Origin of the sequence: Acidovorax sp. Root402 (genome assembly GCF_001425125.1) — a bacterium.
GTDB classification, from domain to species: domain Bacteria; phylum Pseudomonadota; class Gammaproteobacteria; order Burkholderiales; family Burkholderiaceae_C; genus Acidovorax; species Acidovorax delafieldii.
In genome coordinates this window covers 73,252-99,302 of sequence record NZ_LMDQ01000002.1, presented here as the reverse complement: position 1 = coordinate 99,302, position 26,051 = coordinate 73,252, and the positions used below count along the sequence as shown (strand labels likewise).

Below are 26,051 nucleotides of genomic sequence, written 5' to 3'. Positions count from 1 at the left end.
ACACGCTATCCAATCCATAGCTAACTGCATATGGTTGACTGGCGCTTGCGGCCTGTTGAACCCCAAACCTGCCGCAACGACGGCGCTACAGCAGCGGCATCAAGCGTGGCGGGGTGTCGTAGTACTCGGCAATGCGTGCCAGCGCGCGGGTGTTGAGCAGGCGCAGCCGCCCGTTTTTCAGCTCGTGCAGGCCCAGCATGGACAGGCGCCGCAGCGTCTTGTTGGTGTGCACCAGCGACAGCCCGAGTGCGTCGGCAATGTGCTGCTGGTTGAGCGGGAACGCCACCGAGCCATCTTCCACCAGCCCGATACGGTCGAGCCGGCGGTACAAGTGCATCAGCAGCATGGCCACACGCTCGGTGGCGTTGCGGCGGCCGGCGGTGAGCAGGTTGTCGTCCACATGGCCCTCTTCGTGCGCCGACAGCCAGGTGATGTCGTAGCCCAGGCGCGGGTGTTCACGGAACAGCGCCCACAGGCTGTCGTTCTGGAACACGCACAGCGAGCAGTCGGTCAGCGCCTCGATACCGTGGGCCGACACATCGCCAAACTCCTGCTGCAGGCCTACCAAGTCACCGGGCAGCAGGAAGTTGAGGATCTGTCGGCGCCCGTCGCTCAGCGTCTTGTAGCGAAACGCCCAGCCCGAATACAGCGTGAACAGCTTGGCGTTGGTCTGGTTCTCGCGCACCAGCGCGCCGCCCGCTTCCACGGCAAGGCTGTCGGTGCGAAAGCCTTCGATGAAATCCAGCACCTCCGGCTTCACGGGTGTGAAGGCCCCAGTCTTGCGCAATCGGCAATCGCGGCAGGCCGGAGGGCAGACATTGGGGGGCAAGGTGACGTTCATGAGGAAGCGATTCTAGGGATGGAAATCACGCAGAAACAGCTCGTTGCAACAAAGCTGCGCGCAATGTGCAACGGCTGTCTCCTCTATGTCTTTTGACATTGCGCAGGCACCATGCGCCACCTACATTGGGCTGCACCTATGAACCTATCCCCTGCCCTGTACGAGGTGCTCTACGTGAGCACCATCGCCCCCGATCAACCGCTGAGCGTGGTGGCCGAGATTGCAGGGCGCGCGCGCTTTGTGAATGCCGAGCTGGACATCACAGGCCTGCTGATCTTTGACGGACAGCGCTTTTGTCAGCAGCTGGAAGGCCCGCAAAAGGCCGTGCTCAAGCTCATTGAACGCATCCGCAACGACCCCCGCCACATCAACGTCGAGGTGTTGCACCACGGCCCGCTGGCGGGGCGGCGCTTTCAGCACTTCAGCCTGGCGTTCAGCACCGTAGAAGATGTGGATGCACTGGCTCGCATGGAGCTGCTGGATGGGGATGCGGCCATCGCCGCATTTGAGATCGTGCGGGGCGAGCTGGTGATCTGACCGGCCTCCTCGCGCTTCTTTCATTCAAACCTTCACGCGGCCTCAGTCCAGCGCCGCAGGATCAGCGTGGCATTCACGCCGCCAAAACCAAACCCGTTGAGCATGGCATGCGTGAGCGCCATGGGCCGGGGCTGCAGGGCCACCAGGTCCAGCCCCTCGGCCAGCGCATCGGGCGTGTGCAGGTTCAGCGTGCCGGGCACCACCTGGTCGCGCAGCGCCAGGGTGGTGAAGATGGCGGCCACGGCGCCCGCCGCCCCCAGCAGGTGCCCGGTGGCCGACTTGGTCGAACTGATGGCCACCTGCGCACCCGCGCCGAACACCCGGCCAATGGCGGCCAGCTCGCCCCGGTCACCCACACCGGTGGACGTGGCGTGTGCGTTCAGATGCTGCACGTCCTGGGCCGTGAGCCCTGCCTGCGCCAGCGCGGCCCACATGCTGCGCGCTGCGCCGTCACCGTCTTCGGGGCCGGAGGTGATGTGGTACGCGTCGGCCGACGTGCCGTAGCCCACCAGCTCGGCCAACGGCTGTGCGCCGCGCGCCAGGGCATGGTCCAGCGCCTCGATCACCAGCATGCCTGCGCCCTCGCCCATCACAAAGCCGTCGCGCTGCGCATCGAACGGGCGTGAGGCCTGCTCGGGCGTGTCGTTGAACGCGGTGCCCAGCGCCTTGGCCGCTGCAAAGCCGCCCAGGCTCACGCGGTCAATGGCCGCCTCGCTGCCGCCGCACACGGCCACATCGGCCTCGCCGCTGCGGATCAGGCGTGCGGCATCGCCAATCGCCTGCACGCTGGCGGCGCACGCGGTGACCGGAGCTCCCAGCGGTCCCTTGAGCCCGTGGCGGATCGACACCTGCCCCGCCGCCAGATTGACCAGGAATGACGGCACCGTGAACGGCGACAGCCGCTGCGGCCCGCGCGTGTCGGTGGTGCGCACGGCCTCGGCAATCGCACCAAAGCCGCCGATGCCCGAGGCGATCACCGTGGCCGTGCGCTCACGCGCCCGCTCGTCGGCCGGCGGCCAGCCCGCCTGCGCCAGCGCCTGCTGCGCGGCGCCCAGCGCCAAGGGGATGAAGCGGTCCATCTTGCGCTGGTCTTTGGACGAGACGATGGCGTCCACATCCCAGCCGCCCTCGGGGTCTTGCGCTGTGCCGGGAACCTGCCCGGCAACCTTGGCGGCAATGCCTTCTGTCACCGCGTCCGGCAAGCGCGAGAGGCCGGAGCGCCCAGCCAGCAAGCGCTGCCACGCCAGTTCTACGCCGCAGCCCAGCGGCGACACCAGGCCCATGCCCGTGACCACCACGCGGCGCATCAGGCCACCCCCTCGTTGCTGCACATACCACTCGCTTTTTTCATGGATTCACCTCGTCAGACAGTTGGGGCACAGAGGCTCTGCACCTTTATGATTGCAATCGTCATCATAAACCGCAAACCCATTTTTGCGTACGACCGCAATCAATAAGAGGCTTCCATGAAGGTTTCCAAAGCACAGGCCGCAGAAAACCGGCAGGGCATCCTGGACGCGGCGGCCCGCCTGTACCGCGAGCGGGGGCTGACCGGCGTAGGGGTGGCCGACATCACGCGCGATGCCGGGCTTACGCATGGCGGGCTGTACCGGCATTTCGCGTCCAAGGATGTGCTGGTGCAGGAGGCGTGCACCAAGGCGTTCGACTGGTCCATCCCCGTGCTGGACGGCGAGCGGCCCCACGCCACGGTGGGCGACCGCATCCAGCGCTACCTCTCACCTGAACACCGCGACGCGCCGGGCTCAGGCTGCCCCGTGGCCGCATTGGCGGTGGACGCCGCGCGGGCGGGCGGCGGGTTGTCCGAAGTGTTTGCCCAGGGCATCGAGCGCAACATCCAGCGGTTTGCCCAGCTGCTGGCTGACAGCGCTGCCGATGCCGGCGGCGGCGCCACCCCATCGCCACAAGACCGCGCCCGCGCGATCCATGTGCTGGCCACCATGGTGGGGGGGATGGTGCTGGCCCGCGCCACGGCAGCGGCGCAACCCGCGTTGTCGAATGAGCTGATGGTGACGCTGCAGACGCAGCTGACGGACTGGCTGGACAATACATCCACCAGCCCCTCGAAGTAAAAAAGAACAGCCAGCGCTTGCGTCACAAGCACTGGCCGTTCTTATTAACAAGTCACATCACCCGGGGCAAGACACCCCTGGGATCACGTCAGGCGCAGCAGGCGTCGCCCCAGGCGGGAGCCCCATTGCCCACCGACGCACGGCGCCACCACGTGGCAGGGCGCGCATCGGCGGCATCGCCACGCACCCAGCGGTATTGCAGGCGGCGACCGTTCAGGGGTTCGACCACCACCGCCTGGCCTGCCGCCACAGGCAGCGACTGACCGGCGCACAGAAACACGTCGCTGCCATTGCCCAGGCCCTGGCCCAGCGTGACCCAGGCCTGGCCTTCGGCAATGCGCAGGGTCATCGCGGCCTTGGGGGCCAGGGTGACGGCGGCGCCTGCGGCCACTTGCCCCGCCTCACCGGCGGCAGCGCCCGTGGCGCGGGAAGATGCAAACAGATGCAAAGCGTGAGAGGTTGTCATGGCTTTCTCCGGGTTAACCCTAATATGACCGTATGGTGCGCCGGTTGCAGAACAACGTCCAATGAAAAGCACGGCACCGATTGATGCTTTTCCTGCATGAGCTGCTCAAACGGTTCTGCGCTGTAGCGGTGCTGCTATCCGAAGCAGAGCAAACCGGGCCAGGCCAGCGGCAAACCGGCCCCCAGCGCCCGCCACACCGGCCAGCGCCGTGCCCAGCGCACGTCCGCCCTGCCCTAGCGCCTGGCCCAGATCGCGCAGCGGCTGCACGACGCCACATTCCCAATCCCTGGCAGCCGTGCTGGCGGGCTGCGCCAGAGCGGGGGCTGCCACGACGTCCCAGCGGAAAGCCACCGGCTCCGCGCAGCCGGAACCGCTCCAGGCTTCCATCACCACATGCTGCCCCGGCGCAACCGTCAGCTGTTGGCCGGGCCGCAGCACGTAGTCCACAGCGGCGCCCGGCATGTCCGCCAGAACGCCACGCAAGGTGACCCACGCCTGCCCCTGGGCGATCTGCAGCACGCCATGCGTGTCTGGGTGCAATGACAAGGCCTGGCCTGTGGCCAGTTTCCAGCAACCGGCCGCGCGACGGCCAGCCGTGGCGGCGTGGACGGATTGTTGCGATTCCAGAACGTTGCGGGGGGACATGACAGGCTCCTTGGCTTCAGTAAAACGTGTTGAGGAGACTGGATAGTGCGCTTTACACCGTACACAGTCCAATGAAAACAAGGTACGCTATTCATTCCGTCAACGCATGAATCGCACTCAGGATCACTGCCATGGCCTCTGCCGAATACTCTCCCGCCGTCTTGCGCACCCGGCCCGTGGCCACAGGGCACTGGCGCGCCTTTCTGACCGTGGCCAAACACCTGAACTTCCGCGCGGCCGCCGACGAGCTGGCCCTCACCCAGTCGGCCGTGAGCCGCCAGATCCAGGCGCTGGAAGAAGAAGTGGGCGTGCCCCTGTTCCTGCGCCACACGCGTGCCGTGGAGCTGACCAGCGCGGGCGCACAGTTGCAGCGCGCCGTGGGCCCGGCGCTGGAGCGCATGGACGCCGCCGTGCGCCTGGTGCGCCAAACGGCTGGGCGCCGCAGCGTAGCCATCACCACCTGGGCCAGCTTTGCATCGATGTGGCTGATCCCACGCATGGAGGAGTTCCAGCGCGACAACCCGGGCATCGACATCCGCATTGATGCGAGCGACGTGCAGGTGGACCTGGAAACCTCGGACGTGGACCTGGCCCTGCGCTATGCCATGCCGGCCGGGGCCACGCAGGGCGGCATCCGCCTGTTTGGCGAGCAACTGGCCGTGGTGGCAAGCCCCTGGCTGCTCAAGAGCGGCAAGCCGCTGCGCACCCCCGCCGATGTGGCGCAGTTCACCCTGATCGAGGCGGGCGACGCCCACCGCACGCACTACCTGGAATACCTGAGCTGGCGCCGCTGGTTCGACACCCGCGACCTGACCAAGCTCCAGCCCCAGCGCTGGCTGTACTTCAACTACGCCCACCAGATCGTGCAGGCCGCGCTGGCCGGCCAGGGCCTGGCCCTGGCGCGCATGCCACTGATTGCCGATGCCCTGGCCTCGGGCGACCTGGTGGAGGTGCTGCCCGGCCACCGCATCGACTCGCCCCTGGCCTACTGGCTCATGGTGGGGCCGCGCAGCGCGCAACGGCCGGAGATCAAGGCCTTCTGCGCCTGGTTGCAGGTGCAGGCCGAGGCCACCCGCCAGGCAATTGGCGATGTGCCCGACCCGGACCTGAACGACAACCTGGACGGGTCATGAAAAAAGCGCTGGGCCCTGCGGCCTCAGCGCTTTCATTTTGATAGCTATCAGCGCTTATTCTTCTAGCGCTTACGGCTGTTTTGACCCCAAATCAGGCCAAAGTCACCCGTGCAAACTTGCGCTTGCCCACCTGCACCACGTAGGTGCCGGCGTCCAGCTTCAGGCCCTTGTCACTGACCACGCTGCCTTCCACGCGCACGCCGCCGCCGTCGATCAGGCGGTTGGCCTCGCTGGTCGAGGGGGCCAGGTTGGCCTGCTTGAGCAGCGCACCAATCCCCAGCGGCGCGCCAGACACGCTCACCTCGGGGATCTCATCCGGCACGCCGCCCTTGCTGCGGTTGATGAAGTCCTGCTCGGCCGCATCGGCGGCAGCCGCGCTGTGGAAGCGCGTGGTGATCTCCTTGGCCAGCATCACCTTGGCGTCCTTGGGGTTGCGCCCGCCAGCGATCTCCGCCTTGAGCGCGGCGATGTCGGCCAGGCTCTTGAACGACAGCAGCGTGTACCAGTCCCACATCAGGGTGTCGCTGATCGACAGCACCTTGGCAAACATGGTGTTGGCGTCCTCGGCAATGCCGATGTAGTTGTTCTTGGACTTGGACATCTTGTCCACGCCGTCCAGGCCCACCAGCAGCGGCATGGTGAGCACACACTGCGGCTCCTGGCCATACTCCTGCTGCAGATGACGGCCCATGAGCAGGTTGAACTTCTGGTCGGTGCCACCCAGCTCCAGGTCGCTCTTCAAGGCTACCGAGTCGTAGCCCTGCATCAGCGGGTACAGGAACTCATGCACCGAAATGGACTGGCCGGTGGTGAAGCGTTTGTGGAAGTCGTCGCGCTCCATCATGCGCGCCACGGTGTACTTGGCGGCCAGCTGGATCATCCCGGTGGCGCCCAGGGGTTCGCTCCATTCGCTGTTGTAGCGGATCTCGGTGCGGGCCGGGTCCAGCACCAGGCTGGCCTGCTTGTAGTAGGTCTCGGCATTCACCTTGATCTGCTCGGGCGTGAGCGGCGGGCGGGTGCTGTTGCGGCCCGAGGGGTCGCCAATCAGGCTGGTGAAGTCGCCGATCAAGAAGATGACCTGGTGGCCCAGATCTTGCAGTTGCCGCATCTTGTTCAGCACCACCGTGTGGCCGATGTGGATGTCGGGGGCCGTGGGGTCCAGACCCAGCTTGATGCGCAGCGGCTGGCCCGTGGCCTCCGAACGCGCCAGCTTCTTGACCCATTCGTCCTGTGGCAGCAGCTCTTGCACGCCGCGCAGCGAGATTTCGAGGGCTTGTCTTACACCATCAGTGACCGGGGTTGTTGTAACAGCAGATTGATTCATAAGGGTTTTTTGGGATGTCTAGACAGCATGCACCGCTATACTTCAGCCCACATTGCAGAGGCGGATTCTAGTGGGCCCGCCGTTTCGACCTGTTTTTCATGAACCTGTCGAATGGCTGCAGCCTGACAGTCTGTGCTCCTGGCCCCGCCCCGCATTCACACCGGGGGTGTGCCACGGATCCGCAATCACCCTGGGGATAGACCTTTGATTCACGGCCTCACTACGGTCCGCACCGCCAGCATCGCTTTGCTTGACCAGCTGTCCCGCACGATCCAACAACATCCCAAACGCATCACCGCCGCCGTCGCAGCCATCCTGCTGACGGGCGGCGGCGGCGCATTTGCCGTGGCCTCCTTCGCACCCGACCCGGCCGAGCTGCCGGTGCGCATGGTGAACTACCCGGTCGAATCGCTCGCCGAGAACATGGTGCTGGGTCAGCTGGATGCGCCCAGTTTTTCGCTGTTCCGCTCCGAACAGGTGCGCAGCAGCGACACCCCCGAGTCGCTGCTGCAGCGCATGGGCGTGGCCGACCCGGCCGCCGCCGCCTTCATGCGCAGCGACACGCCGGTGCGCCAGAACGTGCTGGGCCGCACCGGCCGCATCGTGTCGGCAGAGACCACCGACGACCACCGCCTGATCCGCCTGACGGTGCGCTGGGTGCCGGACGACACCGGCAACTTCCGCCGCCTGATCGTCGAGCGCGCGGGCGACAACAAGTTTGCGACCCGCATCGAAACCGCCAAGATGACGACCAACAGCCGTCTGGCGGGCGGCATCATCAATAGCTCACTGTTTGCCGCCACCGACGCGTCGAACATCCCCGACGCCGTGGCCGTGCAAGTGGCCGAACTGTTTTCGGGCAATATCGACTTCCGCCGCTCGCTGCGCAAGGGCGACCGCTTCTCGGTGGTGTACGAAACCCTGGAAGCCGATGGCGAGCCCCTGTCCAGCGGCCGCGTGCTGAGCGCCGAGTTCGTCAACAACGGCAAGACCCATCAGGCCGTCTGGTTCCAGGAACCCAATGCCACCAAGGGCGCGTACTACACGCTGGATGGCGAAAGCATGCGCCGCGCCTACCTGACCTCGCCCGTGGAGTTCTCGCGCGTGACCAGCGGCTTCAAGATGCGCCTGCACCCCATCCTGCAAACCTGGCGCGCCCACCTGGGCACCGACTTTGCGGCTCCCACAGGCACCGCCGTGCGCACCGTGGGCGATGGCGTGGTGGAGTTTGCGGGTGTGCAGAACGGCTACGGCAACGTGGTGTTCATCAAGCACCGCAACCAGCACGTCACGGTGTATGCCCACCTGAGCCGCATTGACGTGCGCCAGGGCCAGTCGGTCGAACAAGGCCAGACGCTGGGCGCCGTGGGCGCCACGGGCTGGGCCACCGGCCCGCACCTGCACTTCGAGTTCCGCGTCAACGGCGTGCACCAGGACCCGATGACCATCGTCGCCCAGAGCGAAGCTGCGGCACCGGTGTCTGCAGCCGCACGCCCTGCGTTTGACCGCCTCGCGGCCAACATGCGTGTTCAGCTGAACGCCGCTGCGCTCATCGAGCAGGCCAGCGCAGACTGATCGCTCCCGCACCTCCAGACACCACCCGTCAGGCCATGTCCGATCTGTACATCGGCCTGATGTCGGGCACCTCGCTCGACGGGATCGACGGGGTGCTGGCTGATTTCTCGGGCCCGCGCCTGCAGGTCACGCACCACGCCAGCGCCGCCTTTGCCCCCGCACTGCGCGCCGAGCTGCTGGCCCTCAACACCCCCGGCGACAACGAGCTGCACCGTGCGGCCCTCGCAGGCAACGCGCTATCCCGGGCCTACGCCGAGGTGGTGCACACCCTGCTGCAGCGCAGCGGCCACCCGGCAAGCGCCATCCGTGCAATAGGTGCCCACGGGCAGACGGTGCGGCACCGCCCCCAGGAATTTGACGGCACAGGCTACACACTACAACTGGGCAACCCCGCCCTGCTGGCCGAGCTGACGGGCATCACCGTGGTGGCCGACCTGCGCAGCCGCGACGTGGCCGCGGGCGGCCAAGGTGCGCCGCTGGTGCCCGCCTTCCACCAGGGCGTGTTCGGCCGGCCGGACGAGACGGTGCTGGTGCTGAACATTGGCGGCATCTCCAACCTCAGCGTGCTGGGGGCAGATGGCAGCGTGCTGGGCTTCGACTGCGGCCCGGGCAACGCCCTCATGGACCACTGGTGCCAGCAGCACACCGGCCAGCCGTTTGACAAGGACGGTGCCTGGGCCGCCACGGGCCAGGTGCTGCCGGACCTGCTGGCTGCGTTGTTGCAGGAGCCGTATCTGCACAAGGCCCCCCCAAAAAGCACGGGCCGCGACCTGTTCAACCCCGCCTGGCTGGCAACGCACCTGCAGCCCTTTGCGCAGGCCGCAGCGGCCGACGTGCAGGCTACATTGACCGAATTCACCGCAAGCGCTAGTGCCATATGCGCTAACAGCTATCTAAACAATAGCAAGACCCTGGCCGTATGCGGCGGTGGTGCGCTGAACGGCCAGCTCATGCAGCGGCTGCAGGCTGCCTGCCCGTCCTTGCAGGTGGTGGCCACCGATGCGCTGGGCCTGCCCGCCCTGCAGGTGGAGGCCGCCGCGTTTGCCTGGCTGGCGCGCCAGGCACTGCAGGGGGCGCCAGGCAACCTGCCCAGCGTGACCGGTGCGGCCGGTACCCGCGTGCTGGGCGCGGTGTACCCCGCCTGAGCCGTCCGGTCTACACAGCCCTGGGCAGGGCGATCAGCCGTGGTCCCCGGCATCGACCGAGGCGCCTGCCTGGGTGCCGGAACGGTCTTGCGGCGACAGTTGCCAGAAGATACCGGCTGAAGCCACCGTGATCAGCCCCATGCAGGCAAACGTGGCCTGAAAGGCTTGCAGGGTCTGTGTCGTGCCGGTGGGCTGGAAGAAATCGGTGAACGCCGCCAGCACCGCCCCCGCCGCAGCCACTCCCATCCCCATGGCCACCATTTGCACCATGGACAGCAGGCTGTTGCCGCTGCTGGCCATGTCGTGCCCCAGGTCCTTGAGGGTCACGGTGTTCATGGCCGTGAACTGCAGCGAGTTCACCGCACCAAACACCGCCAACTGCACCACATGCACCCACAGCGGCTGCGAGGGTGCCGCCAGCCCGAAGCTGGCCATGGTCACCCCCACCAGCAGCGTGTTGCCCACCAGCACCTGGCGGTAGCCAAAGCGGGTGATAAGCGTGGTGGTGAACCGCTTCATGGACATGCCCGCCACCGCCACGGGCAACATCATCATGCCCGCCTGCAGCGGCGAATAGCCCATGGTGACCTGCAGCAGCAACGGAATGAGGAACGGCATGCACGAGCTGCCCAGCCGGGCAAACAGATTGCCCAGCAGCCCGATGCGCAAGGTGTCCACCGAAAACAGCCGGGGCGAAAACAAGGGGTCGGGCCGCCGCGCCGCGTGCAGCCAGTAGGCCACCAGGCTCGCCAGCCCGAAGATCATGAGCACCAGCACGCTCGCCTGCCGCAGCCCCAGGCTGGCCAAGCCATCCAGCGCCAGCGACAGCGCCACCATGCCAAAGGCGAGCATCAGGTAGCCCGCCAGATCAAACCGCGCCACCGTCGGCGCGGGTACCCCGGGCATGTATCGCATGGTGGCGGCACAGCCCAGGAGGCCCACCGGCACGTTGATCAGGAAGATCCAGTGCCAGGAGGCCACCTCGACCAGCCAGCCCCCCAGCGTGGGACCGATCAGCGGGCCGATCAGCCCGGGAATGGCCACAAAACTCATGGCCTGCAAGAACTTCTCGCGCGGAAAGGTGCGCAACACCACCAGCCGCCCCACGGGCAGCAGCAGCGCTCCCCCCAGCCCCTGGAGCACCCGGGCGGCCACCAGTTGGGTCAGGCTGTGCGACAGCGCACAGAACACCGAGCCCGCCACGAAAAAGACGATGGCCAGAAAGTACACCCGGCGCGCACCAAACCGGTCGGCCACCCAGCCCGATGCCGGAATCAGCATCGCCATGGCCAGCGAATACGCAACAACCACCGACTGCATGCGCAGCGGGCTCTCGCCCAGGCTCTGCGCCATGGCGGGCAGCGCGGTGTTGACGATGGTGGCGTCCAGCGTCTGCATGAAGAAGCCGACGGCCACCAGCCACAGCAGTACTTTCTGGGAGGGTTCCTGGTGCATGGTTTGCAGGGTTTTCAAACGAAACGAACGCGCCCCATGAAAAAACCGCCCGAAGGCGGTTGATTCATTCACGGGAGCAGGGCTGCGCCTGTCACGGCGCCCCTCAGGCCGAGAAGCTGGAGCCGCAGCCGCAGGTGGTGGTGGCGTTCGGATTCTTGATCACGAACTGCGCCCCTTGCAGGTCTTCCTTGTAGTCGATCTCAGCACCCACCAGATACTGGTAGCTCATGGCGTCGATGAGCAGCGACACACCGTTCTTGGTCATGGTGGTGTCGTCTTCGTTGGTAATTTCATCGAACGTGAAGCCGTATTGGAAGCCGGAGCAGCCGCCGCCTTGCACGAACACCCGCAACTTCAGGTCGGGGTTGCCTTCTTCGGCAATCAGGTCCGCCACCTTGGCCGCCGCGCTGTCGGTGAACAGGATGGGGGCGGGCATTTCGGTCTGGATGTTTTCGGCAACTGCGCTCATGGGGTACTCCGGGTTCAGGGTTTGCAGGGAATACTACTGCAAACCTCTCGGGAATTCAGGTCACTGGCTGTTTGACGCTAACTTCAGTGGGGGCTTTTCCTCCACCAGCACGGCCATTGGAATCAATTGCCCCGCGATCACGGCGCCCTGGTGCATCTCCAGGGCCTTGTAATGCACATTGCCCGTGATCTGAGCCTTGGGCTGCAGCTCCAGCAGCTCTCCCGCATGCACAGGGCCCAGCACTTGGCCGTTGATGATCACATGGTCGGCATGCACCGCCCCCTCGACCCGCGCCGTCTCGGAAATCACGAGGATGCTGGGCTGGTCCGCCGCCGCCCGGATATCGCCGACCACTTCACCGTCAATGCGCATGCCCTCGGCAAAATGCACATTGCCTTCGATCTTGGTGCCCTGTGCCACCAGGCTTTTAATGGGTGGCTGCTTTTTACGCGAGAACATGGTCGGAAGACTCCTGAAGTGCCAAGCGGTTACAAAGGCCCGCTTGGGGGTGGAATTCGTGCCTGCAAGGCGGATGGTTGTGGGTGGCAGCTGGGGCTGGATTGCCGTTGCGAGAGCGCCAAGACCTGATCAGCGCATCCACCGTCCACCTTGCACTATTCGATGGCCATGGTCTGGCTGGTGCGTACTGTGGCGCCCTCCAGCACGCGCGCGGTCACGGTTTTTACCACGGCCTGGGGCGGCAGATCGAGCACGCCCTCGATGCGGCGGTATTGTTTGACCTGCAGCGACTGGCCTTGGGGTGGCTGGGTCTGTGCCCACGGTTTGCCATCCAGAGTGCCCGCCAGCACCAACTCCAGCCGCCCGTTGAACTCCGGCGCATTGCGGGCGGCCTGGATCACCAGCACCTGCCAACGCAGCTGCATCCCGCCCAGCACCTCGGCCTGCAGCGCGCGAATGGCCAGCCCATCGGTCTTGGCAGCAGGAATCAGCTTTTCAAAGAAGCCCAGATCCTCGCGCAGCGTGCGATTGTCGGCTTCAAGCTGGCGCACCTGGGCCATCAGGCTCTCCTTGGCAGCGCGCTCGGTGGCCAGCAGGCTCTCGGCGGTCAATGCCACCGTCTGGCGCTCCTGGCCCTCTTCGCGCAGGCGGCTGATCTCCGTCTTCATCTGGACCACTTCGTCACGCGAAACGGTATCGATCCCGGCAATGGATTTGCCGAATTCAAAGGCCCACAACGCCACGGCAGCGCAGAAACCCATCACCACGGCCAGAGCCAGCCATCGAAAGGGCCAGGGCAAGGCGCTGCGGATGGCCACCCGGGGGGCGCTGATGGTCAACCGACGGCGAAGCAGGCGAAAGCGCATAGGCTCAACAGGCGGACCATGGAAGGCCTCCCCAAAAAACGAAAAGAGCGCACCATAAACGAAAAAACCGCCCGAAGGCGGTTTTTCTCTGTAAAGCACCCGCAAGGAGTGCCTCGCAGTGGATGTTGCACAAGGCAACATCCGGCAGGGCCACAGCTTAACGCTTGGAGAACTGCTTGGCGCGGCGTGCTGAGTGCAGACCGACCTTCTTACGCTCGACTTCACGGGCATCGCGGGTCACGAAGCCGGCTTGGCTCAGGACGGGCTTGAGGGATGCGTCGTAATCGATCAGGGCGCGGGTGATACCGTGGCGGGCAGCGCCAGCCTGGCCGGATTCACCACCACCGTGCACGTTGATCTGGATGTCGAAGGTTTCGACATGGTTGGTCAACGCCAGGGGTTGCTTGGCAATCATGATCGAGGTTTCGCGGCCGAAGTAGGACTGAATGTCCTTGCCGTTCACCGTGATCTTGCCGGAGCCTTTTTTCAGAAACACGCGGGCGACGCTGGACTTGCGACGGCCGGTGCCATTGTTCCATTCACCAATCATCTCAAGGCTCCTTAGATTTCCAGCACTTTGGGCTGCTGGGCGGTGTGGGGATGCTCTGCACCACCGTACACCTTGAGTTTCTTGATCATCGCGTAGCCAAGGGGGCCCTTGGGCAGCATGCCCTTGACAGCCTTTTCCAGCGCGCGGCCGGGGTGCTTGGCTTGCATGTCGCGGAAGTTCGTGGCCGTGATACCGCCGGGATAACCCGAGTGACGGTAGTACACCTTGTCCAGGGACTTGGTGCCGGTGACCTTGAGTTGGGCTGCGTTGATAACGACGATGAAGTCACCGGTATCGACGTGAGGCGTGTAAATGGCCTTGTGTTTGCCGCGCAAACGGAGAGCAACTTCGCTGGCTACTCGTCCGAGGACCTTGTTGGTCGCGTCAATCACAAACCACTCGTGCACGACCTCAGCGGGCTTTGCGCTGAAAGTAGTTGTCATGAGTTTTCTCTTCAAAAGAGGGTTTGGCGGGTCCTTTTCCACGGTCGGTGCTTCTCTGAAGGAAGCCTCTTAGGTGGCAAAAAGTCTTCGCCGCGGGACCACAAAAGCGCTGCGAAGCCTTCCATTATACGAAAGAGCCATGCATTTGCGCAAGAGCACCCCAGCCACGGCCCTCAGGGCATCTGCTCCGGTCAGTTTGGCGTCTGCCGGCGGCGCTGCTCGTCGGCCTCGTAACGGCGACGGTTTTCCACGCAGACAATTTGATTGGCCTGGGACGGTTTCTGGCATTCCTGGTGAATACACATCGGGCGGGCCAGGAAGTTGGCGTCGGCGCACACCTCTTGCGGCGAGGGCAGACGGGGCGGCGGCGCGGGGCGGGGCTTGGGCTCGGCCACCACCGGAGGCGGCGCCGGTACAGGCTCTTCATGCACCACGATGGGTGTGGGTGCGGGCTCTGCGCCTGCACGCTTGGCCACCCGGGGGCTCGGTTTGGGTGCAGACGCAACCACAAAGGCAGGAGCAGGTGCGGCCGCAGAGGCGGCGCTGGCTGACGCCACTGCGCCATCCGAGCTCAGACCTTGCGCGTCGCCCCCGGCAGCAGCCGGAGCGCTGACCTCCACCAGGGCAGCGTCTGAAGCTGCCGCTGCGGCAGGCCGCTCGGCCATCTCCGTAATGATCTCGTCCCGGGGCGGCTTGCTGCCCTGGCTCCAGCGCCAACCGGCGCCAGCCACCACAGCCACCAACGCCACCACCACGATGCCCGCCACCAAAGGGGAACGCCGCGGGGATGGGGTCGGCTTGCCATTGCTACGCACGACATCCCGCTCCAAAGGCGCAGAACGCCGATCGGCTGCACGCGGCCCGCCCGCGCCCGGTGAACGGTGGTGTGGCAGGTCCTCAAAGCGCGAATCGTCGTCGGCCACCACGGTATCGCCGGCATCGATGAACACCGTGTCGCCAGCATCGGCCGCCACGGTGTCAGGACCAGCCAGCATGACCGTGTCCCCACCAAAATCATCGCCAGGGCGGCTGGCATCCGATGCGGGAGCCGCCGCCACCAAGTCCTCACGCTGGGCCTGCGCCTGCATCTCGGCCACGATCTTGGGGGCGGAGGTCACGTCCACGGTAGGTGCGGCCAGACCCGGGCCAGGCTGGTCGGCGGGCTCCACCCAGATGTCGCCCAACTCCGCCCGGAAGTCGAAGTGCTGCACATCGTCCGGCGCCGAGGTCATCTCCATGGTCTGGAGAAAGGCATCAATGCTCTGTGGGCGGTCCTCGGGCCGAAGGGCCAGCGATTGGGCAATCGCCGCGACAAAAGGCGCTGAATACTCCACCCCAAACTGCCGCTTGACGGTTTTGGCGATTCGGGAGAACGACACCATGCGGTCACGGATGGAGCGCAGCGTGGCGGGCAGAGGCGTGTCATTGGCCAGACACCCGTGCATGACCGCCGCCAGCGAGTACAAGTCGCTCCACGGGCCTTGGCGCAGTTCCTCGTCGCCGTCGGAATACTGCTCGATGGGGGCGTAGTTCACCTTCAGCACCGCCGTGTGCTTGCGGTCCTGGTCATTGATGGCGTGCCGGGCGGCGCCCAGGTCCAGCAGCACCGGCGGACCGTTGTCCTGCAGGAAAATGTTGTCCGGCGAAATGTCGCGGTGCAGCGTGTTGCCATCGTGCAGCACGCGCAGCGCATCCAGCACCGACCACAGCAGCTTGCGCAGCCAGGCCTCCGGTGGGGGGGTGCGCATCTGGGCACGGGCTTGCTTGAACGTCATGCCCGAGTACAGCGGCATGACCATATAGGCCGTGTTGTTGGCCTCCCAGAAGCGGAACACCTTGACCAGAGAGGGATGGTCAAACTGCGCCAGCAGACGGGCCTCGCCCACAAAAGAGACCAGCCCGGCCTGGAAGGTCTGCTGGTCGGACGAGGACCGCACCCAGAGCGACTGCCCCTGCGAGCGTCCGGCCAGCGCCGAGGGCATGTACTCCTTGATGGCCACCGCCCGGTGCAGGGAATGGTCAAACGCCTTGTAGACCATGCCAAACCCGCCCACCCCCAGCAACCCCAGGATCTCGAACTCCGCCAGGCGGGTGCCAGGGGGCAGCGCATCGATATGGCTGACACCACTGGCGGGGGCTGTGCTGGAGCTTGCGGTCATGGTCAGAGGACGGGGCGGGCTGGCAATTTCAAATGCAAATCAATGAGGCAACTACGGCGACGGCGAAACGCTGACCCCGCCGCAGGCGCGATCATGAAGCATGGCCGCGCCGGATTTGGCAACAAATGGCTAACAAAGTGCGGCCTGTCTGCCAAAAACATCACGTCTCCCGCCACCACACGCCCCCCCGATTGTGCCGCGCCCGGACACGGGAGCCCCCCCCTGGCACAACACACTCGTTACCATTGGGCCATGTTCAGTTATCGCCACGCCTTCCACGCAGGCAACCATGCCGATGTGCTCAAGCACACCGTGCTGATTGCCGCCTTGCAACATCTCACCGAAAAAGACGCGGCGCTGACCGTGCTGGACACCCATGCGGGCGCGGGCCTGTACCGGCTGGACGGGGACTATGCCAGCACCAGTGGCGAAGCCGCCGATGGCGTGGCCCGGCTGTTTGCGCCAACCACCCCCGCCCTCACCTCCGCCCTGCAGGCCTATGTGGACATGGTGGGCGCCTTCAACCAGGGCAAGGCGCTGCGCGTGTACCCCGGATCGCCCTTCATCACCCAGCGCCTGCTGCGCGACCACGACAAGCTCAAGCTGTTTGAGCTGCACCCCACCGACCTGCGCGCGCTGGCCGGCAACGTGGCCCAGCTGGAGGCGGGCCGCCAGGTGGCCGTGCTGCACGAGGACGGCTTTGAGGGCATCAAAAAGTTCCTGCCCCCACCGGCCCGACGCGCCCTGGTGCTGTGCGATCCCAGCTATGAAATCAAGAGCGACTACGCCAAGGTGCTCGACATGGCGGCCGACTCGCTCAAGCGTTTTGCCACGGGCACCTATGCGTTCTGGTACCCCATCATTCCGCGCCCCGAAGCCCACGACCTGCCCCGCCGCCTGAAAACGCTGGCCACCAAGGCGGGCAAAAGCTGGCTGCACGCCACGCTCACCGTCAAGTCAAGCAAGATCACGGAAACCGTCACCGGCGACACCAAGCGCCCAGGCCTGCCCGCCAGCGGCATGTTCCTGATCAACCCGCCCTACACGCTGAAGGCCGCGCTCAAAGACGCCTTGCCCCAGATGGCCGAGCTGCTGGCGCAGGACAAACACGCCACCCACACGCTCGAATCGGGCGGCTGACCGGCCTCCCAAGAACCTGTTCAAAGCCTGGCGTCAAGGCGCCGCCGGGCAGTCCTTGTCGTCGTCCTGCAGGGCGAACAGCTCCACCGGCTTGAGCCCCAGGCCCACCATGCCCAGCGCCTCGGCGGCGCCCCGGCTCAGGTCAATCACCCGGTTGCGGGTGTGCGGGCCACGGTCGTTGATGCGCACGATCACCGTGCGCCCGGTGGCCTGGCTGCGTACGCACACGCGTGAGCCAAAGGGCAGCGTGGGGTGCGCGGCCGTGAGCGCTCGCATGTCAAACAGCTCCCCGCTGGCAGTGCGCCGCCGGTGGAACTGCGCCCCGTACCATGAGGCAAGGCCCACCTCATCCGCCTCCAGGCTGAGCGGCGACCCGGCAGGAGTGCTGGGTTCCGGTTTGGCCGGGGGATCCATCAGCATGGCCTCGCCCGGCACGGACAAGAGATTAGGGGCCAGCGCATCCGGCTCTGCCTGCAACCCCTGGGCTTGAACAGCAGTGCAAGCGCTGCACAGCAGCCACAGACCCACCGCTCGCCGCAGCAGCCCCCGCAGGGCAGCGCCGCGATGGGCCCCGGGAGGCTGTGTGCCCCCCGCCATCAGATCCCCAGCCGGCGACAGATCTCCAGGGTCGCGGCGCTTTGGTTCATGGTGTAGAAGTGCAGCGCGGGCACGCCAGCCGTGCGCAGCTGGTCGCACAGGTCGGTCACCACATCCAGGCCAAACGCCTTGATGCTGGCGGTGTCGTCCCCAAACGACTGCAGGCGCAGGCGGATCCAGCGCGGAATCTCGGCACCACAGGCGTCCGAGAAACGCATCAGCTGCGTGGAGCTGGAAATGGGCATGATGCCCGGCACCACCGGCACATCAGCGCCCAGGCGGTGCGCGTCTTCCACAAAGCGGAAATATGCATCGCTGTTGTAGAAGTACTGGGTGATCGCGGAGTCCGCGCCCGCACGCACCTTGGTCACGTAGGCCTGCAGGTCTGCCTCGGGCGACCTGGCCTGGGGATGCACCTCGGGGTAGGCTGCCACTTCAATGTGGAAGTCGCGGCCCGTTTCGGCGCGGATGAAGGCCACCAGATCGCTGGCGTACTGGAACTCGCCGCCCGCGCCATAGCCGCTGGGCAGGTCGCCGCGCAGTGCCACCAGACGCTTGACACCCATGGCCTTGAGTGTGGCCAGCTGCTCGCGCACCGACTGGCGCGTGGCCCCGATGCACGAAAAGTGCGAGGCGGCACCCACGCCTTCGGACAGGATCTCTCGCACCGTGCCAAACGTACCTTCTTGCGTGGAGCCCCCTGCGCCGTAGGTCACCGAGCAGAAGTCCGGATGCAGTGCATACAGCTGCTGGCGCGCCACGCGCAGCTTGTCGGCGCCTTCAGGCGTCTTGGGCGGAAAAAACTCGAAACTCACCGGGAACCCGGTGCCTTGCGCGTGGGCTGCATTCATGCGGCTCTCCTTGCGTGTACAAAAAATTCTCGGTTGCCATCGCCGCCCTGGATGGGACTATCAATCCACGCCAACACCTCCAGGCCCAACGCGGCGCAGCAATCGCGGATGCGCTGCTCCACCACCGCATACAAGGACTCGTCGCGCACGATACCGCCCTTGCCCACCTGCCCGGGTTGCAGCTCGAACTGCGGCTTGACCAGCATGACCAGGTCGCTCTGAGGCGCCAGCAACGGCACCAACGCAGGCAACACCAGGGTGAGCGAGATGAAAGACAGGTCGCCGGTCACCAGCGCAAAACTTGGTGTGATGTCCACATCGGCGCACTCGGGCCGGCGGCGGCGTTCCACCGGCAGCGTTCCCTGGGCGCGCTGCGCGCGCTCGGACTTGAAGGCCTCGATGTCCTGGTCCTTGGCGTCGTCGCTGTCGTCGTACGCCTCGTCCACCAAGCCACCATTGCGCATCCAGCTGTAGGGTGCCTCGGGTTGGGTCTCGTTGTCTTCTTCGGGCTCGATGACTTCGGACAGGGCCATCTCACAAGCCTGGACCAACGCATCGGGCGTGAGCGAGCGGGCATTGACGCCCTCCACACACACCACACGCAGATCGCTGCGCAGCCGGTCGTGCAACTGGGCGTGGCCCACGTCCACCCCAATCACCTGGGCAGCGCCCTGCTGAAGCAGGCAGTCGGTAAAGCCGCCTGTGCTCTGCCCGACATCCAGGCACCGCAGGCCAGCCACCGACAGGCCCAGCGCCTTGAGCGCGCCTTCCAGCTTGAGCCCGCCGCGCGAGATGTACTTGGCTTCTGCATCGTCCAGCAGCTGCACCTCGGCCACTGACGGAATGTCGTCGCCGTTCTTCACCACCTTCTGCCAGGGCGCCAGCGGCGACAGGCGCCACTGCACGCCCGAGGCAATCAGGCGCTGCGCCTGCGAGCGCGTGGCAGCGTGGCCACGCTCCACCAAAAATACATCTGCGCGCATCGCGCCCATCCTTTTAGAGTCAAATCGGCTGGTAGCGCTAGTGAATCATGCGCCAGCAGCTATCAATTAAAGAGCAATCAGACATTGCTCCGAGCAACGGCGCCAGACCACCGTGCGCGCGCCCCGTCGCCGGGGCGCGCTGCACAGGGATCAGTAGCGGTAGGTGTTGGCCTTGTAGGGGCCTTGCTTGGACACGCCGATGTAGGCGGCCTGCTCGTCAGTGAGTTCGGTCAGCATGGCGCCCACCTTCTTGAGGTGCAGGCGCGCCACTTTCTCGTCGAGGTGCTTCGGCAGCACATAGACCTTGCCAGCCTGGTACTCGTCCTGCTTGGTGAACAGCTCGATCTGCGCGATGGTCTGGTTGGCGAAACTGGAACTCATCACGAAGCTGGGGTGGCCAGTGGCGCAACCCAGGTTCACCAAGCGGCCCTTGGCCAGCAGCGTGATCTTCTTGCCGTCAGGGAAGATGACATGGTCCACCTGGGGCTTGATCTCGTCCCACTGCAGCTTCTCCAGCGAAGCCACATCGATCTCGTTGTCGAAGTGACCGATGTTGCACACGATGGCTTCGTCCTTCATGGCGGCCATGTGCTCGTAGCGGATCACGTTCTTGTTGCCGGTGGCAGACACGAAGATGTCGCACTTGTCGGCAGCGTATTCCATCGTCACGACCTTGTAGCCTTCCATTGCGGCCTGCAGGGCATTGATGGGGTCGATCTCGGTGACCCACACCTGGGCGCTCAGGGCACGCAGCGCCTGGGCAGAGCCCTTGCCCACGTCACCGTAGCCCGCCACGCAGGCGACCTTGCCGGCGATCATCACATCGGTGGCGCGCTTGATGGAGTCCACCAGCGATTCGCGGCAACCGTACAGGTTGTCGAACTTGCTCTTGGTCACCGAATCGTTCACGTTGATGGCACGGAACATCAGGCTGCCCTTGGCGGCCATTTCGTTCAGGCGCAATACGCCGGTGGTGGTTTCTTCGGTCACGCCGATGATGTGGGCGCTCTTGCGGCTGTACCAGGTCGGATCCACGGCCAGCTTGGCCTTGATGGCGTTGAACAGGCAGGTTTCTTCTTCGCTGGTCGGGTTGGCGATCAGTGATGCATCCTTTTCGGCGCGCTTGCCCAGGTGCATCAGCAGCGTGGCATCACCGCCGTCGTCCAGGATCATATTGGGACCTTCGCCCTCGGTACCGGCAGCGCCGAAGTCAAAGATGCGGTGGGTGTAGTCCCAGTATTCCGCCAGGGTTTCGCCCTTGATGGCGAACACGGGCGTGCCAGCGGCAGCAATCGCGGCCGCGGCGTGGTCTTGTGTGGAGAAGATGTTGCACGATGCCCAGCGCACTTGTGCACCCAGCGCCTGCAGGGTTTCGATCAGCACGGCGGTCTGGATCGTCATGTGCAACGAGCCGGTGATGCGCGCGCCCTTGAGCGGCTGCTTGGCGGCGAATTCTTCGCGGATGGCCATGAGGCCGGGCATTTCCGTTTCGGCGATGCGGATCTCTTTGCGGCCCCATTCGGCCAGGCCGATGTCGGCAATGATGCAGTCGGTGTTGACCGGGGCGTTGACGCGTGCGTTCATGATGGTGTGCTCCAAAGCATGTTTGAAAAGCCACTGCGCGAAGGGGATGGTCGATACGACTCACCGCACGCGAAGTGGATGAGCGTCGTTGCTAGATGACTCCGAGCCTCACGCCCCGCCTGTGCTGGGGACGCTGCAACGCTCCTCGGATCGGCGGATTATAAAAGCAAGTGCTCGCCCGGCGCTACGCCAGCGGGGCAATCCATCCCCCAGCCTTGCACGGAACAGTAAAATCCCGCGACCGCAGACCTCGTGGCCTCCCCGCAGGCCCCGCCCCCAGATTCTTGTGCAGGGCACGCTGCCCCGCTCCATCCCACTCAGGAACCCCTGTGTCCTACGCCCCAGAAACCCGGCGCCGCCGCACCTTTGCCATCATTTCCCACCCCGATGCGGGTAAGACCACGCTGACCGAAAAGCTGCTGCTGTTCTCGGGCGCGATCCAGATCGCCGGCGCCGTGAAGGGCCGCAAGGCCAGCCGCCACGCCACCTCCGACTGGATGGAAATTGAAAAGCAGCGCGGCATCTCGGTGGCCTCGTCGGTCATGCAGATGCTCTACCGCGAGCATGTCATCAACCTGCTCGACACACCCGGCCACAAGGACTTCTCGGAAGATACCTACCGCGTGCTCACCGCAGTCGATTCGGCGCTGATGGTGATCGACGCCGCCAACGGCGTGGAAGCGCAGACGCGCCGCCTGATCGAAGTCTGCCGCCAGCGCGACACGCCCATCATTACCTTCGTCAACAAGATGGACCGCGAAGTACGCGACCCGCTGGACATCATGGACGAAGTGGAGCGCGAGCTGGGCATGCCCTGCTGCCCCATGACCTGGCCCGTAGGCCAGGGCAAGGCCTTCGGCGGCATCATCAACCTGCGCACCAAGACCATGACGGTGTTTGAGTCCGGCAGCGAACGCCGCCCGCAGGACTTTGAATCCATACCTCTGTCGGATGAAACCACACTGCGCGCGCGCTTCGGCGCCGAGTTTGACGCCGCGCTGGAGAGCATGGAGCTGGCCGTGGGCGCATCCCCCGCATGGGACCACGAGGCCTTCCTGGCCGGCAAGCTGACCCCCGTGTTCTTTGGCTCCGGCGTGAACAACTTCGGGGTGATGGAGGTGCTGGACGCACTGGTAGACATGGCACCGCCACCCGGCCCGCGCGTGAGCACGCTCGAAGTCAACAAACAGCCCGTGGTCAAGACCATCCAGCCCGAAGACGAAGGCTTTGCTGGCGTGGTGTTCAAGGTGCAAGCCAACATGGACGCCAACCACCGCGACCGCATCGCCTTCGTGCGCGTGGCGAGCGGCAAGTACACGCCGGGTATGAAGCTCAAGGTGCAGCGCACCGCCAAGGAACTGCGTCCCACCTCGGTCGTGACCTTCATGTCCCAGCGCCGTGAGGCCGTCGAAGAAGCTTATGCAGGCGACATCATCGGTTTCACCACGCACGGCGGCGTGCAGCTGGGCGACACCATCACCGACGGCGCCAACCTGCAGTTCACCGGCCTGCCGTTCTTCGCACCCGAGATGTTCATGACTGTCGTGCTCAAGAACCCGCTGCGCACCAAGCAGCTCCAGCAGGGCCTGGCCCAATTGGGCGAGGAAGGTGCGATCCAGGTCTTCAAGCCCGACGCCGGCGGCAACATGCTGCTGGGCGCCGTGGGCCAGTTGCAGTTTGAAGTGGTGCAACACCGCCTGAAGGCCGAGTATGACGCCGACGTGCGGCTGGAAGGCTGCCAGTACACGGGCGCGCGCTGGATCACGGCCGACAATGCCGCCGACCTGCGCGCGTTCACCGACGCCTACCCACTGCGGCTGGCGCACGATGCGGCCGACACACTGGCGTACCTTTGCACCTCGCCCTACGACGTGCGGCTGGCGCAGGAGCGGTTTCCGAAGATCCACTTCCATCCTCTGCGGGAGCATGCGGGGTTGGCTTTGCAGGCCAGCGCATGAGCGCCCCGAGTTCCATGAAGGCCCACACGGGGGTGCCATCCCCAGCCACCCACCCGGGTAACAACTTCGACGCGATCCGCATCGTGGCCGCGACGATGGTGCTATACAGCCACCACTTCGCGCTTACGGGCCAGATGGAGCCGTCTTTCTTCGGCATCCACAGCCTGGGCGGGCTGGCGGTCACCATCTTCTTCGTACTCAGCGGGTATCTGGTGAATGCCAGTTGGCAGAGGGATCCGAACCTCTGGCGATTCGGGCTTCGTCGTTTTTTACGCATCTGGCCAGCCCTTACCGTCGCAGTGGTATTGACCGCCTATGTCTTGGGCGCCTGGGTCACGCAACTTCCGTTGAAGGAGTACCTGACACACCGCGCAACGGCCAACTACCTGCAGGCGCTGGGGATGAAGATCCATTTCGTGCTGCCCGGGGTGTTTGAGAACAACCCCTATCGCCTCGGCGTGAATGGGTCGCTGTGGACCATTCCCATCGAAGTACGCTGCTACATTGCGCTGGGCCTAGCGGGGTTGATTGGTCTGTTGAAGTACCGGCCCGTGCTGCTTTTGAGCATTGCGGTTCTGATCGGCTGGTTTCTCGCCCGCAGCAATCCCGACGTGACCGGCACGGTTCACCACGGTCGTGAGCTGAGTGCGTTCTTCTTGGCCGGCGCCGCGCTCTACACCTTGGAGCCGTACTGGCGCCGTCGGCCTGTGCTGTGGGGCGGAGCCATCGCCCTTGCAACTGCCTCCGTGTGGATGGCGGGCTGGCGGCATAGCGCTTTGCTGCTAGGGCTGCCGTTTTTCATCATTTATTCCGGAACTCAAGCCACGGCATACATCCGGCGCGCTGGCCGGTGGGGAGATCCTTCGTATGGCATTTATCTGTTCGCATTTCCCATCCAGCAAACCGTCATTCAGTATGGATGGCCCCAGCTGGGATTCACAGGAACGCTCTGCATATCGCTTGCCATTACCGTGGTGCTGGCCTACGCCAGTTGGCATCTGGTGGAGAAGCAAGCTTTGAGATTCAAGCCGTCGTCCTCGCAGGTGTGGTTTGGCGCGTCGGCCGTGCGCGCCGTCAAAACCCGCTTTCTGGCGCTGTCCGAACTGCAGTACTTCGCCTTCGTCTTGGCGTTGATTGGCGTCGTGTATGCCGCCTGGCTCGTCGCCTCCTGGCCCGGAATTCTGGGGCAAGACAGCCTTGCCATCATGCTGGAGGTTGATACCGATCGCGTGCACCAAGCCAACAAGCCGGCATTCTGGTATCTCTATGCGCTGCTCACCTACGGCGCAACAGGGCGGGTCGAGGTTCCGATCGCTTTGCAGATGCTGATTTGTGCAGCAGTGTGCGCACGCATACTGGCCTGGATGCTGGCGCGCCGCATGTGGAAGAGCTTTGCCTACTGCCTCATCTTTGTCGCACTGGCGCCCAGCGTCGTGTACTACTCCAGCAGCTTCTACTCGGACGGTATCTATGCGATTGCGCTCAGCGGCATGATGTTCGAAGTGTGGAGGAGCATCCGCAACCGCAGCGTGGATCTATCGTCGTTGCTGATCTTCTTCGTCACCATACCGTTTGCAATCTTCGGGCGACCCAACGGCGTGTTGAATCTAATACCGCTTGCGGGATTGACTTGGGTACTGTCCAAGCCCTACAGAATCCGCATGAGCTTGGTCATCGTCCCTTGGCTTATCGTCGGCTTTGGCAGCCAGTTCATCTACAAGTACAAGAACCCTATCGGTTCGATATTCCCGCTCGCACTGTATGAAACGGTGGGTTTCCTGGAGCACCGGCCTATGGGGCTGTGGGAACACGACCAACCACGCGTCACAGCCAAAACAGTCGATGCGCTGACCTCTACGGGCCAATCGTTGGACAAGATCCGTGAGTTCTACGACCACTACTACTGGGACCCATTGATCTTCTTTCCCACGGGCCCCGCTCTTATGTCGCTCTCAGACAAATCCAAAAGAACCATCCTCAAGGAGTTCTTCAAATACAACCTGTGGCACAACTTCCCCGCCTTCATGGCCAGCCGTGTCAATATCTTCCTGTATGCGGCGATGGCCAATGGCGGCATCCCCGACCCCTCCGAGACCAGCAAGATACTGCCGTACACCAAGTCCATATCCAGTGTCCAGCCCTTGAAGTTCTCGCTGCGCAAACATCTCCATGCCTGGTATGACTTTTCCATCCAGCATCGCGCAATCCTGTGGGCACCCTGGGGCGGGCTCGTATTGTTGGCAGTGGCGCTTCGCCGCACGATGAAACAACGCGACAAGGTCGTTGCACTGATTGCAGGAACATATGCCCTGCAACTGGCCGCCGTTTTCATTTTTTCGATCGCGGGGGAATACCGGTACCTTCTGGCGTTTTTCACTGCACCGCTGGTTTTGCTCCCCATCATTTGCCGGACATCGGAGCAAGAAAATGCCTAACGTCACCATAGCGCTCACACTGCTCTGCGTGCTGTCCATCAGCGTTGGGCAAATCCTGTTCAAGAAAGCGTCCGGAGCGTTCTCAGCGCCGTTGACATGGCAGGCGTTTGTCTTCAATGGCTGGCTCATCGCGTCGCTGGTTCTATACGGCCTCACAACGCTGGGCTGGGTATGGATTCTGCGCAATGTACCCCTGCATCTTGCCTACCCCTTCATGGGCCTTGCATTCCTCATCGTTCCAACGCTGGCCTGGATGTTCCTTGGCGAGCCTCTGCATTGGCGCACGCTGGCTGGCGGTGCGCTGATCATGGCAGGCGTGGCGTTGGCCTCCACCAGCTGAGAAAAC

Annotated in this window: 25 protein-coding genes and 1 riboswitch; of the genes, 9 read left to right on the top strand and 16 right to left on the bottom strand. The window is 64.6% G+C overall.

All coding sequences use genetic code 11. From position 1 onward, the window contains the following. Positions 1-85: 85 nt before the first annotated feature. Complete coding sequence (locus tag ASC83_RS03220) at positions 86-841, bottom strand: Crp/Fnr family transcriptional regulator (protein ID WP_056057983.1); 756 nt, start codon at positions 839-841, stop codon at positions 86-88. A 138-nt stretch (positions 842-979) separates the two neighbouring features. Between ASC83_RS03220 and ASC83_RS03215 the strand changes: the two genes are divergently transcribed. Beyond that, positions 980-1,378 carry a BLUF domain-containing protein gene (locus ASC83_RS03215; RefSeq protein ID WP_056057981.1) on the top strand — a complete coding sequence of 133 codons (399 nt, stop codon included), beginning with the start codon at positions 980-982 and terminating at the stop codon, positions 1,376-1,378. 32 nt (positions 1,379-1,410) lie between these two features. Here the strand turns inward: ASC83_RS03215 and fabF are convergent, their stop codons facing one another. Beyond that, on the bottom strand, positions 1,411-2,685 hold the full coding sequence (gene fabF, locus ASC83_RS03210; protein ID WP_056057978.1) for a beta-ketoacyl-ACP synthase II: 1,275 nt from the start codon (positions 2,683-2,685) through the stop codon (positions 1,411-1,413). A 159-nt stretch (positions 2,686-2,844) separates the two neighbouring features. On the opposite strand from fabF, the gene ASC83_RS03205 reads away from it, so the two are divergent. Beyond that, on the top strand, positions 2,845-3,468 hold the full coding sequence (locus ASC83_RS03205; protein WP_056057976.1) for a TetR/AcrR family transcriptional regulator: 624 nt from the start codon (positions 2,845-2,847) through the stop codon (positions 3,466-3,468). Positions 3,469-3,556: 88 nt separating this feature from the next. Here ASC83_RS03205 and ASC83_RS03200 read toward each other — a convergent pair whose 3' ends face one another. Next, positions 3,557-3,934 (bottom strand): DUF2917 domain-containing protein, encoded by a 378-nt coding sequence (locus tag ASC83_RS03200; protein WP_056057975.1) that lies wholly within the window; start codon positions 3,932-3,934, stop codon positions 3,557-3,559. A gap of 105 nt (positions 3,935-4,039) precedes the next feature. Further along, complete coding sequence (locus ASC83_RS03195; protein WP_056057972.1) at positions 4,040-4,579, bottom strand: DUF2917 domain-containing protein; 540 nt, start codon at positions 4,577-4,579, stop codon at positions 4,040-4,042. A gap of 131 nt (positions 4,580-4,710) precedes the next feature. On the opposite strand from ASC83_RS03195, the gene ASC83_RS03190 reads away from it, so the two are divergent. After that, positions 4,711-5,712, top strand: a complete 1,002-nt coding sequence (locus tag ASC83_RS03190) for a LysR substrate-binding domain-containing protein (protein ID WP_056057969.1) — start codon at positions 4,711-4,713, stop codon at positions 5,710-5,712. A gap of 91 nt (positions 5,713-5,803) precedes the next feature. Here ASC83_RS03190 and tyrS read toward each other — a convergent pair whose 3' ends face one another. Continuing rightward, positions 5,804-7,036, bottom strand: coding sequence for a tyrosine--tRNA ligase (gene tyrS, locus ASC83_RS03185; protein ID WP_056057966.1), 1,233 nt, complete (start codon positions 7,034-7,036; stop codon positions 5,804-5,806). 204 nt (positions 7,037-7,240) lie between these two features. Here tyrS and ASC83_RS03180 point away from each other — a divergent pair, with 204 nt between their 5' ends. Then, positions 7,241-8,611: a M23 family metallopeptidase gene (locus ASC83_RS03180; RefSeq protein WP_056057963.1), complete on the top strand. Its 1,371-nt coding sequence runs from the start codon at positions 7,241-7,243 to the stop codon at positions 8,609-8,611. A gap of 35 nt (positions 8,612-8,646) precedes the next feature. Beyond that, positions 8,647-9,756 (top strand): anhydro-N-acetylmuramic acid kinase, encoded by a 1,110-nt coding sequence (locus tag ASC83_RS03175; RefSeq protein ID WP_056057961.1) that lies wholly within the window; start codon positions 8,647-8,649, stop codon positions 9,754-9,756. Between the two features lie 33 nt (positions 9,757-9,789). Here ASC83_RS03175 and mdtD read toward each other — a convergent pair whose 3' ends face one another. The 7 genes from mdtD to ASC83_RS03140 all read right to left on the bottom strand — a co-directional run bounded on the left by mdtD (position 9,790) and on the right by ASC83_RS03140 (position 16,157). Beyond that, complete coding sequence (gene mdtD, locus ASC83_RS03170) at positions 9,790-11,211, bottom strand: multidrug transporter subunit MdtD (protein ID WP_056057958.1); 1,422 nt, start codon at positions 11,209-11,211, stop codon at positions 9,790-9,792. Between the two features lie 103 nt (positions 11,212-11,314). Beyond that, positions 11,315-11,680 carry an iron-sulfur cluster insertion protein ErpA gene (gene erpA / locus ASC83_RS03165; RefSeq protein WP_008907234.1) on the bottom strand — a complete coding sequence of 122 codons (366 nt, stop codon included), beginning with the start codon at positions 11,678-11,680 and terminating at the stop codon, positions 11,315-11,317. A gap of 60 nt (positions 11,681-11,740) precedes the next feature. Next, positions 11,741-12,139 carry a polymer-forming cytoskeletal protein gene (locus ASC83_RS03160; protein ID WP_056057955.1) on the bottom strand — a complete coding sequence of 133 codons (399 nt, stop codon included), beginning with the start codon at positions 12,137-12,139 and terminating at the stop codon, positions 11,741-11,743. A 155-nt stretch (positions 12,140-12,294) separates the two neighbouring features. After that, a complete protein-coding gene (locus tag ASC83_RS03155) occupies positions 12,295-13,005 on the bottom strand; it encodes a DUF6776 family protein (protein ID WP_056057952.1) in 711 nt (236 codons plus the stop codon). 157 nt (positions 13,006-13,162) lie between these two features. Continuing rightward, positions 13,163-13,555, bottom strand: a complete 393-nt coding sequence (gene rpsI, locus ASC83_RS03150) for a 30S ribosomal protein S9 (protein ID WP_005798582.1) — start codon at positions 13,553-13,555, stop codon at positions 13,163-13,165. A gap of 11 nt (positions 13,556-13,566) precedes the next feature. Beyond that, on the bottom strand, positions 13,567-13,998 hold the full coding sequence (rplM, locus tag ASC83_RS03145; RefSeq protein WP_015015720.1) for a 50S ribosomal protein L13: 432 nt from the start codon (positions 13,996-13,998) through the stop codon (positions 13,567-13,569). A 191-nt stretch (positions 13,999-14,189) separates the two neighbouring features. Next, positions 14,190-16,157 carry a serine/threonine-protein kinase gene (locus tag ASC83_RS03140; RefSeq protein ID WP_056057950.1) on the bottom strand — a complete coding sequence of 656 codons (1,968 nt, stop codon included), beginning with the start codon at positions 16,155-16,157 and terminating at the stop codon, positions 14,190-14,192. Positions 16,158-16,409: 252 nt separating this feature from the next. On the opposite strand from ASC83_RS03140, the gene ASC83_RS03135 reads away from it, so the two are divergent. Beyond that, positions 16,410-17,297, top strand: coding sequence for a 23S rRNA (adenine(2030)-N(6))-methyltransferase RlmJ (locus tag ASC83_RS03135; RefSeq protein WP_056057949.1), 888 nt, complete (start codon positions 16,410-16,412; stop codon positions 17,295-17,297). A 33-nt stretch (positions 17,298-17,330) separates the two neighbouring features. Here the strand turns inward: ASC83_RS03135 and ASC83_RS03130 are convergent, their stop codons facing one another. The 4 genes from ASC83_RS03130 to ahcY form a co-directional block, all read right to left on the bottom strand. Then, complete coding sequence (locus ASC83_RS03130) at positions 17,331-17,717, bottom strand: septal ring lytic transglycosylase RlpA family protein (RefSeq protein WP_369816936.1); 387 nt, start codon at positions 17,715-17,717, stop codon at positions 17,331-17,333. 176 nt (positions 17,718-17,893) lie between these two features. Beyond that, entirely contained in the window at positions 17,894-18,745 is an 852-nt protein-coding gene (metF, locus tag ASC83_RS03125) for a methylenetetrahydrofolate reductase [NAD(P)H] (protein ID WP_056057942.1), read from the bottom strand. After that, on the bottom strand, positions 18,742-19,728 hold the full coding sequence (locus ASC83_RS03120) for a TlyA family RNA methyltransferase (RefSeq protein WP_056058158.1): 987 nt from the start codon (positions 19,726-19,728) through the stop codon (positions 18,742-18,744). Before ASC83_RS03120 ends, metF begins: the two co-directional genes overlap by 4 nt. 150 nt (positions 19,729-19,878) lie before the next feature. After that, on the bottom strand, positions 19,879-21,312 hold the full coding sequence (ahcY, locus tag ASC83_RS03115) for an adenosylhomocysteinase (RefSeq protein ID WP_056058155.1): 1,434 nt from the start codon (positions 21,310-21,312) through the stop codon (positions 19,879-19,881). A 73-nt stretch (positions 21,313-21,385) separates the two neighbouring features. Further along, positions 21,386-21,465, bottom strand: a riboswitch (S-adenosyl-L-homocysteine riboswitch). A gap of 176 nt (positions 21,466-21,641) precedes the next feature. Here ahcY and ASC83_RS03110 point away from each other — a divergent pair. From ASC83_RS03110 to ASC83_RS03100, 3 genes are read left to right on the top strand one after another with little or no spacing between them, the layout of a single operon-like run. Further along, a complete protein-coding gene (locus ASC83_RS03110; protein WP_056057939.1) occupies positions 21,642-23,270 on the top strand; it encodes a peptide chain release factor 3 in 1,629 nt (542 codons plus the stop codon). 14 nt (positions 23,271-23,284) lie between these two features. Beyond that, positions 23,285-25,705, top strand: a complete 2,421-nt coding sequence (locus tag ASC83_RS24260) for an acyltransferase (protein WP_056057936.1) — start codon at positions 23,285-23,287, stop codon at positions 25,703-25,705. Further along, positions 25,698-26,045: an EamA family transporter gene (locus ASC83_RS03100; RefSeq protein WP_056057932.1), complete on the top strand. Its 348-nt coding sequence runs from the start codon at positions 25,698-25,700 to the stop codon at positions 26,043-26,045. The genes ASC83_RS24260 and ASC83_RS03100 overlap by 8 nt, the downstream gene beginning before the upstream one ends. The last annotated feature ends 6 nt before the right edge of the window (positions 26,046-26,051 follow it).

Bases quoted from the DNA above. Each gene is read 5' to 3' on its own strand.
- ASC83_RS03220 (WP_056057983.1), bottom strand. From the start codon at position 841: ATGAACGTCACCTTGCCCCCCAATGTCTGCCCTCCGGCCTGCCGCGAT.
- ASC83_RS03215 (WP_056057981.1), top strand. From the start codon at position 980: ATGAACCTATCCCCTGCCCTGTACGAGGTGCTCTACGTGAGCACCATC.
- fabF (WP_056057978.1), bottom strand. From the start codon at position 2,685: ATGCGCCGCGTGGTGGTCACGGGCATGGGCCTGGTGTCGCCGCTGGGC.
- ASC83_RS03205 (WP_056057976.1), top strand. From the start codon at position 2,845: ATGAAGGTTTCCAAAGCACAGGCCGCAGAAAACCGGCAGGGCATCCTG.
- ASC83_RS03200 (WP_056057975.1), bottom strand. From the start codon at position 3,934: ATGACAACCTCTCACGCTTTGCATCTGTTTGCATCTTCCCGCGCCACG.
- ASC83_RS03195 (WP_056057972.1), bottom strand. From the start codon at position 4,579: ATGTCCCCCCGCAACGTTCTGGAATCGCAACAATCCGTCCACGCCGCC.
- ASC83_RS03190 (WP_056057969.1), top strand. From the start codon at position 4,711: ATGGCCTCTGCCGAATACTCTCCCGCCGTCTTGCGCACCCGGCCCGTG.
- tyrS (WP_056057966.1), bottom strand. From the start codon at position 7,036: ATGAATCAATCTGCTGTTACAACAACCCCGGTCACTGATGGTGTAAGA.
- ASC83_RS03175 (WP_056057961.1), top strand. From the start codon at position 8,647: ATGTCCGATCTGTACATCGGCCTGATGTCGGGCACCTCGCTCGACGGG.
- mdtD (WP_056057958.1), bottom strand. From the start codon at position 11,211: ATGCACCAGGAACCCTCCCAGAAAGTACTGCTGTGGCTGGTGGCCGTC.
- erpA (WP_008907234.1), bottom strand. From the start codon at position 11,680: ATGAGCGCAGTTGCCGAAAACATCCAGACCGAAATGCCCGCCCCCATC.
- ASC83_RS03160 (WP_056057955.1), bottom strand. From the start codon at position 12,139: ATGTTCTCGCGTAAAAAGCAGCCACCCATTAAAAGCCTGGTGGCACAG.
- ASC83_RS03155 (WP_056057952.1), bottom strand. From the start codon at position 13,005: ATGCGCTTTCGCCTGCTTCGCCGTCGGTTGACCATCAGCGCCCCCCGG.
- rpsI (WP_005798582.1), bottom strand. From the start codon at position 13,555: ATGATTGGTGAATGGAACAATGGCACCGGCCGTCGCAAGTCCAGCGTC.
- rplM (WP_015015720.1), bottom strand. From the start codon at position 13,998: ATGACAACTACTTTCAGCGCAAAGCCCGCTGAGGTCGTGCACGAGTGG.
- ASC83_RS03140 (WP_056057950.1), bottom strand. From the start codon at position 16,157: ATGACCGCAAGCTCCAGCACAGCCCCCGCCAGTGGTGTCAGCCATATC.
- ASC83_RS03135 (WP_056057949.1), top strand. From the start codon at position 16,410: ATGTTCAGTTATCGCCACGCCTTCCACGCAGGCAACCATGCCGATGTG.
- ASC83_RS03130 (WP_369816936.1), bottom strand. From the start codon at position 17,717: ATGCTGATGGATCCCCCGGCCAAACCGGAACCCAGCACTCCTGCCGGG.
- metF (WP_056057942.1), bottom strand. From the start codon at position 18,745: ATGAATGCAGCCCACGCGCAAGGCACCGGGTTCCCGGTGAGTTTCGAG.
- ASC83_RS03120 (WP_056058158.1), bottom strand. From the start codon at position 19,728: ATGCGCGCAGATGTATTTTTGGTGGAGCGTGGCCACGCTGCCACGCGC.
- ahcY (WP_056058155.1), bottom strand. From the start codon at position 21,312: ATGAACGCACGCGTCAACGCCCCGGTCAACACCGACTGCATCATTGCC.
- ASC83_RS24260 (WP_056057936.1), top strand. From the start codon at position 23,285: ATGAAGGCCCACACGGGGGTGCCATCCCCAGCCACCCACCCGGGTAAC.
- ASC83_RS03100 (WP_056057932.1), top strand. From the start codon at position 25,698: ATGCCTAACGTCACCATAGCGCTCACACTGCTCTGCGTGCTGTCCATC.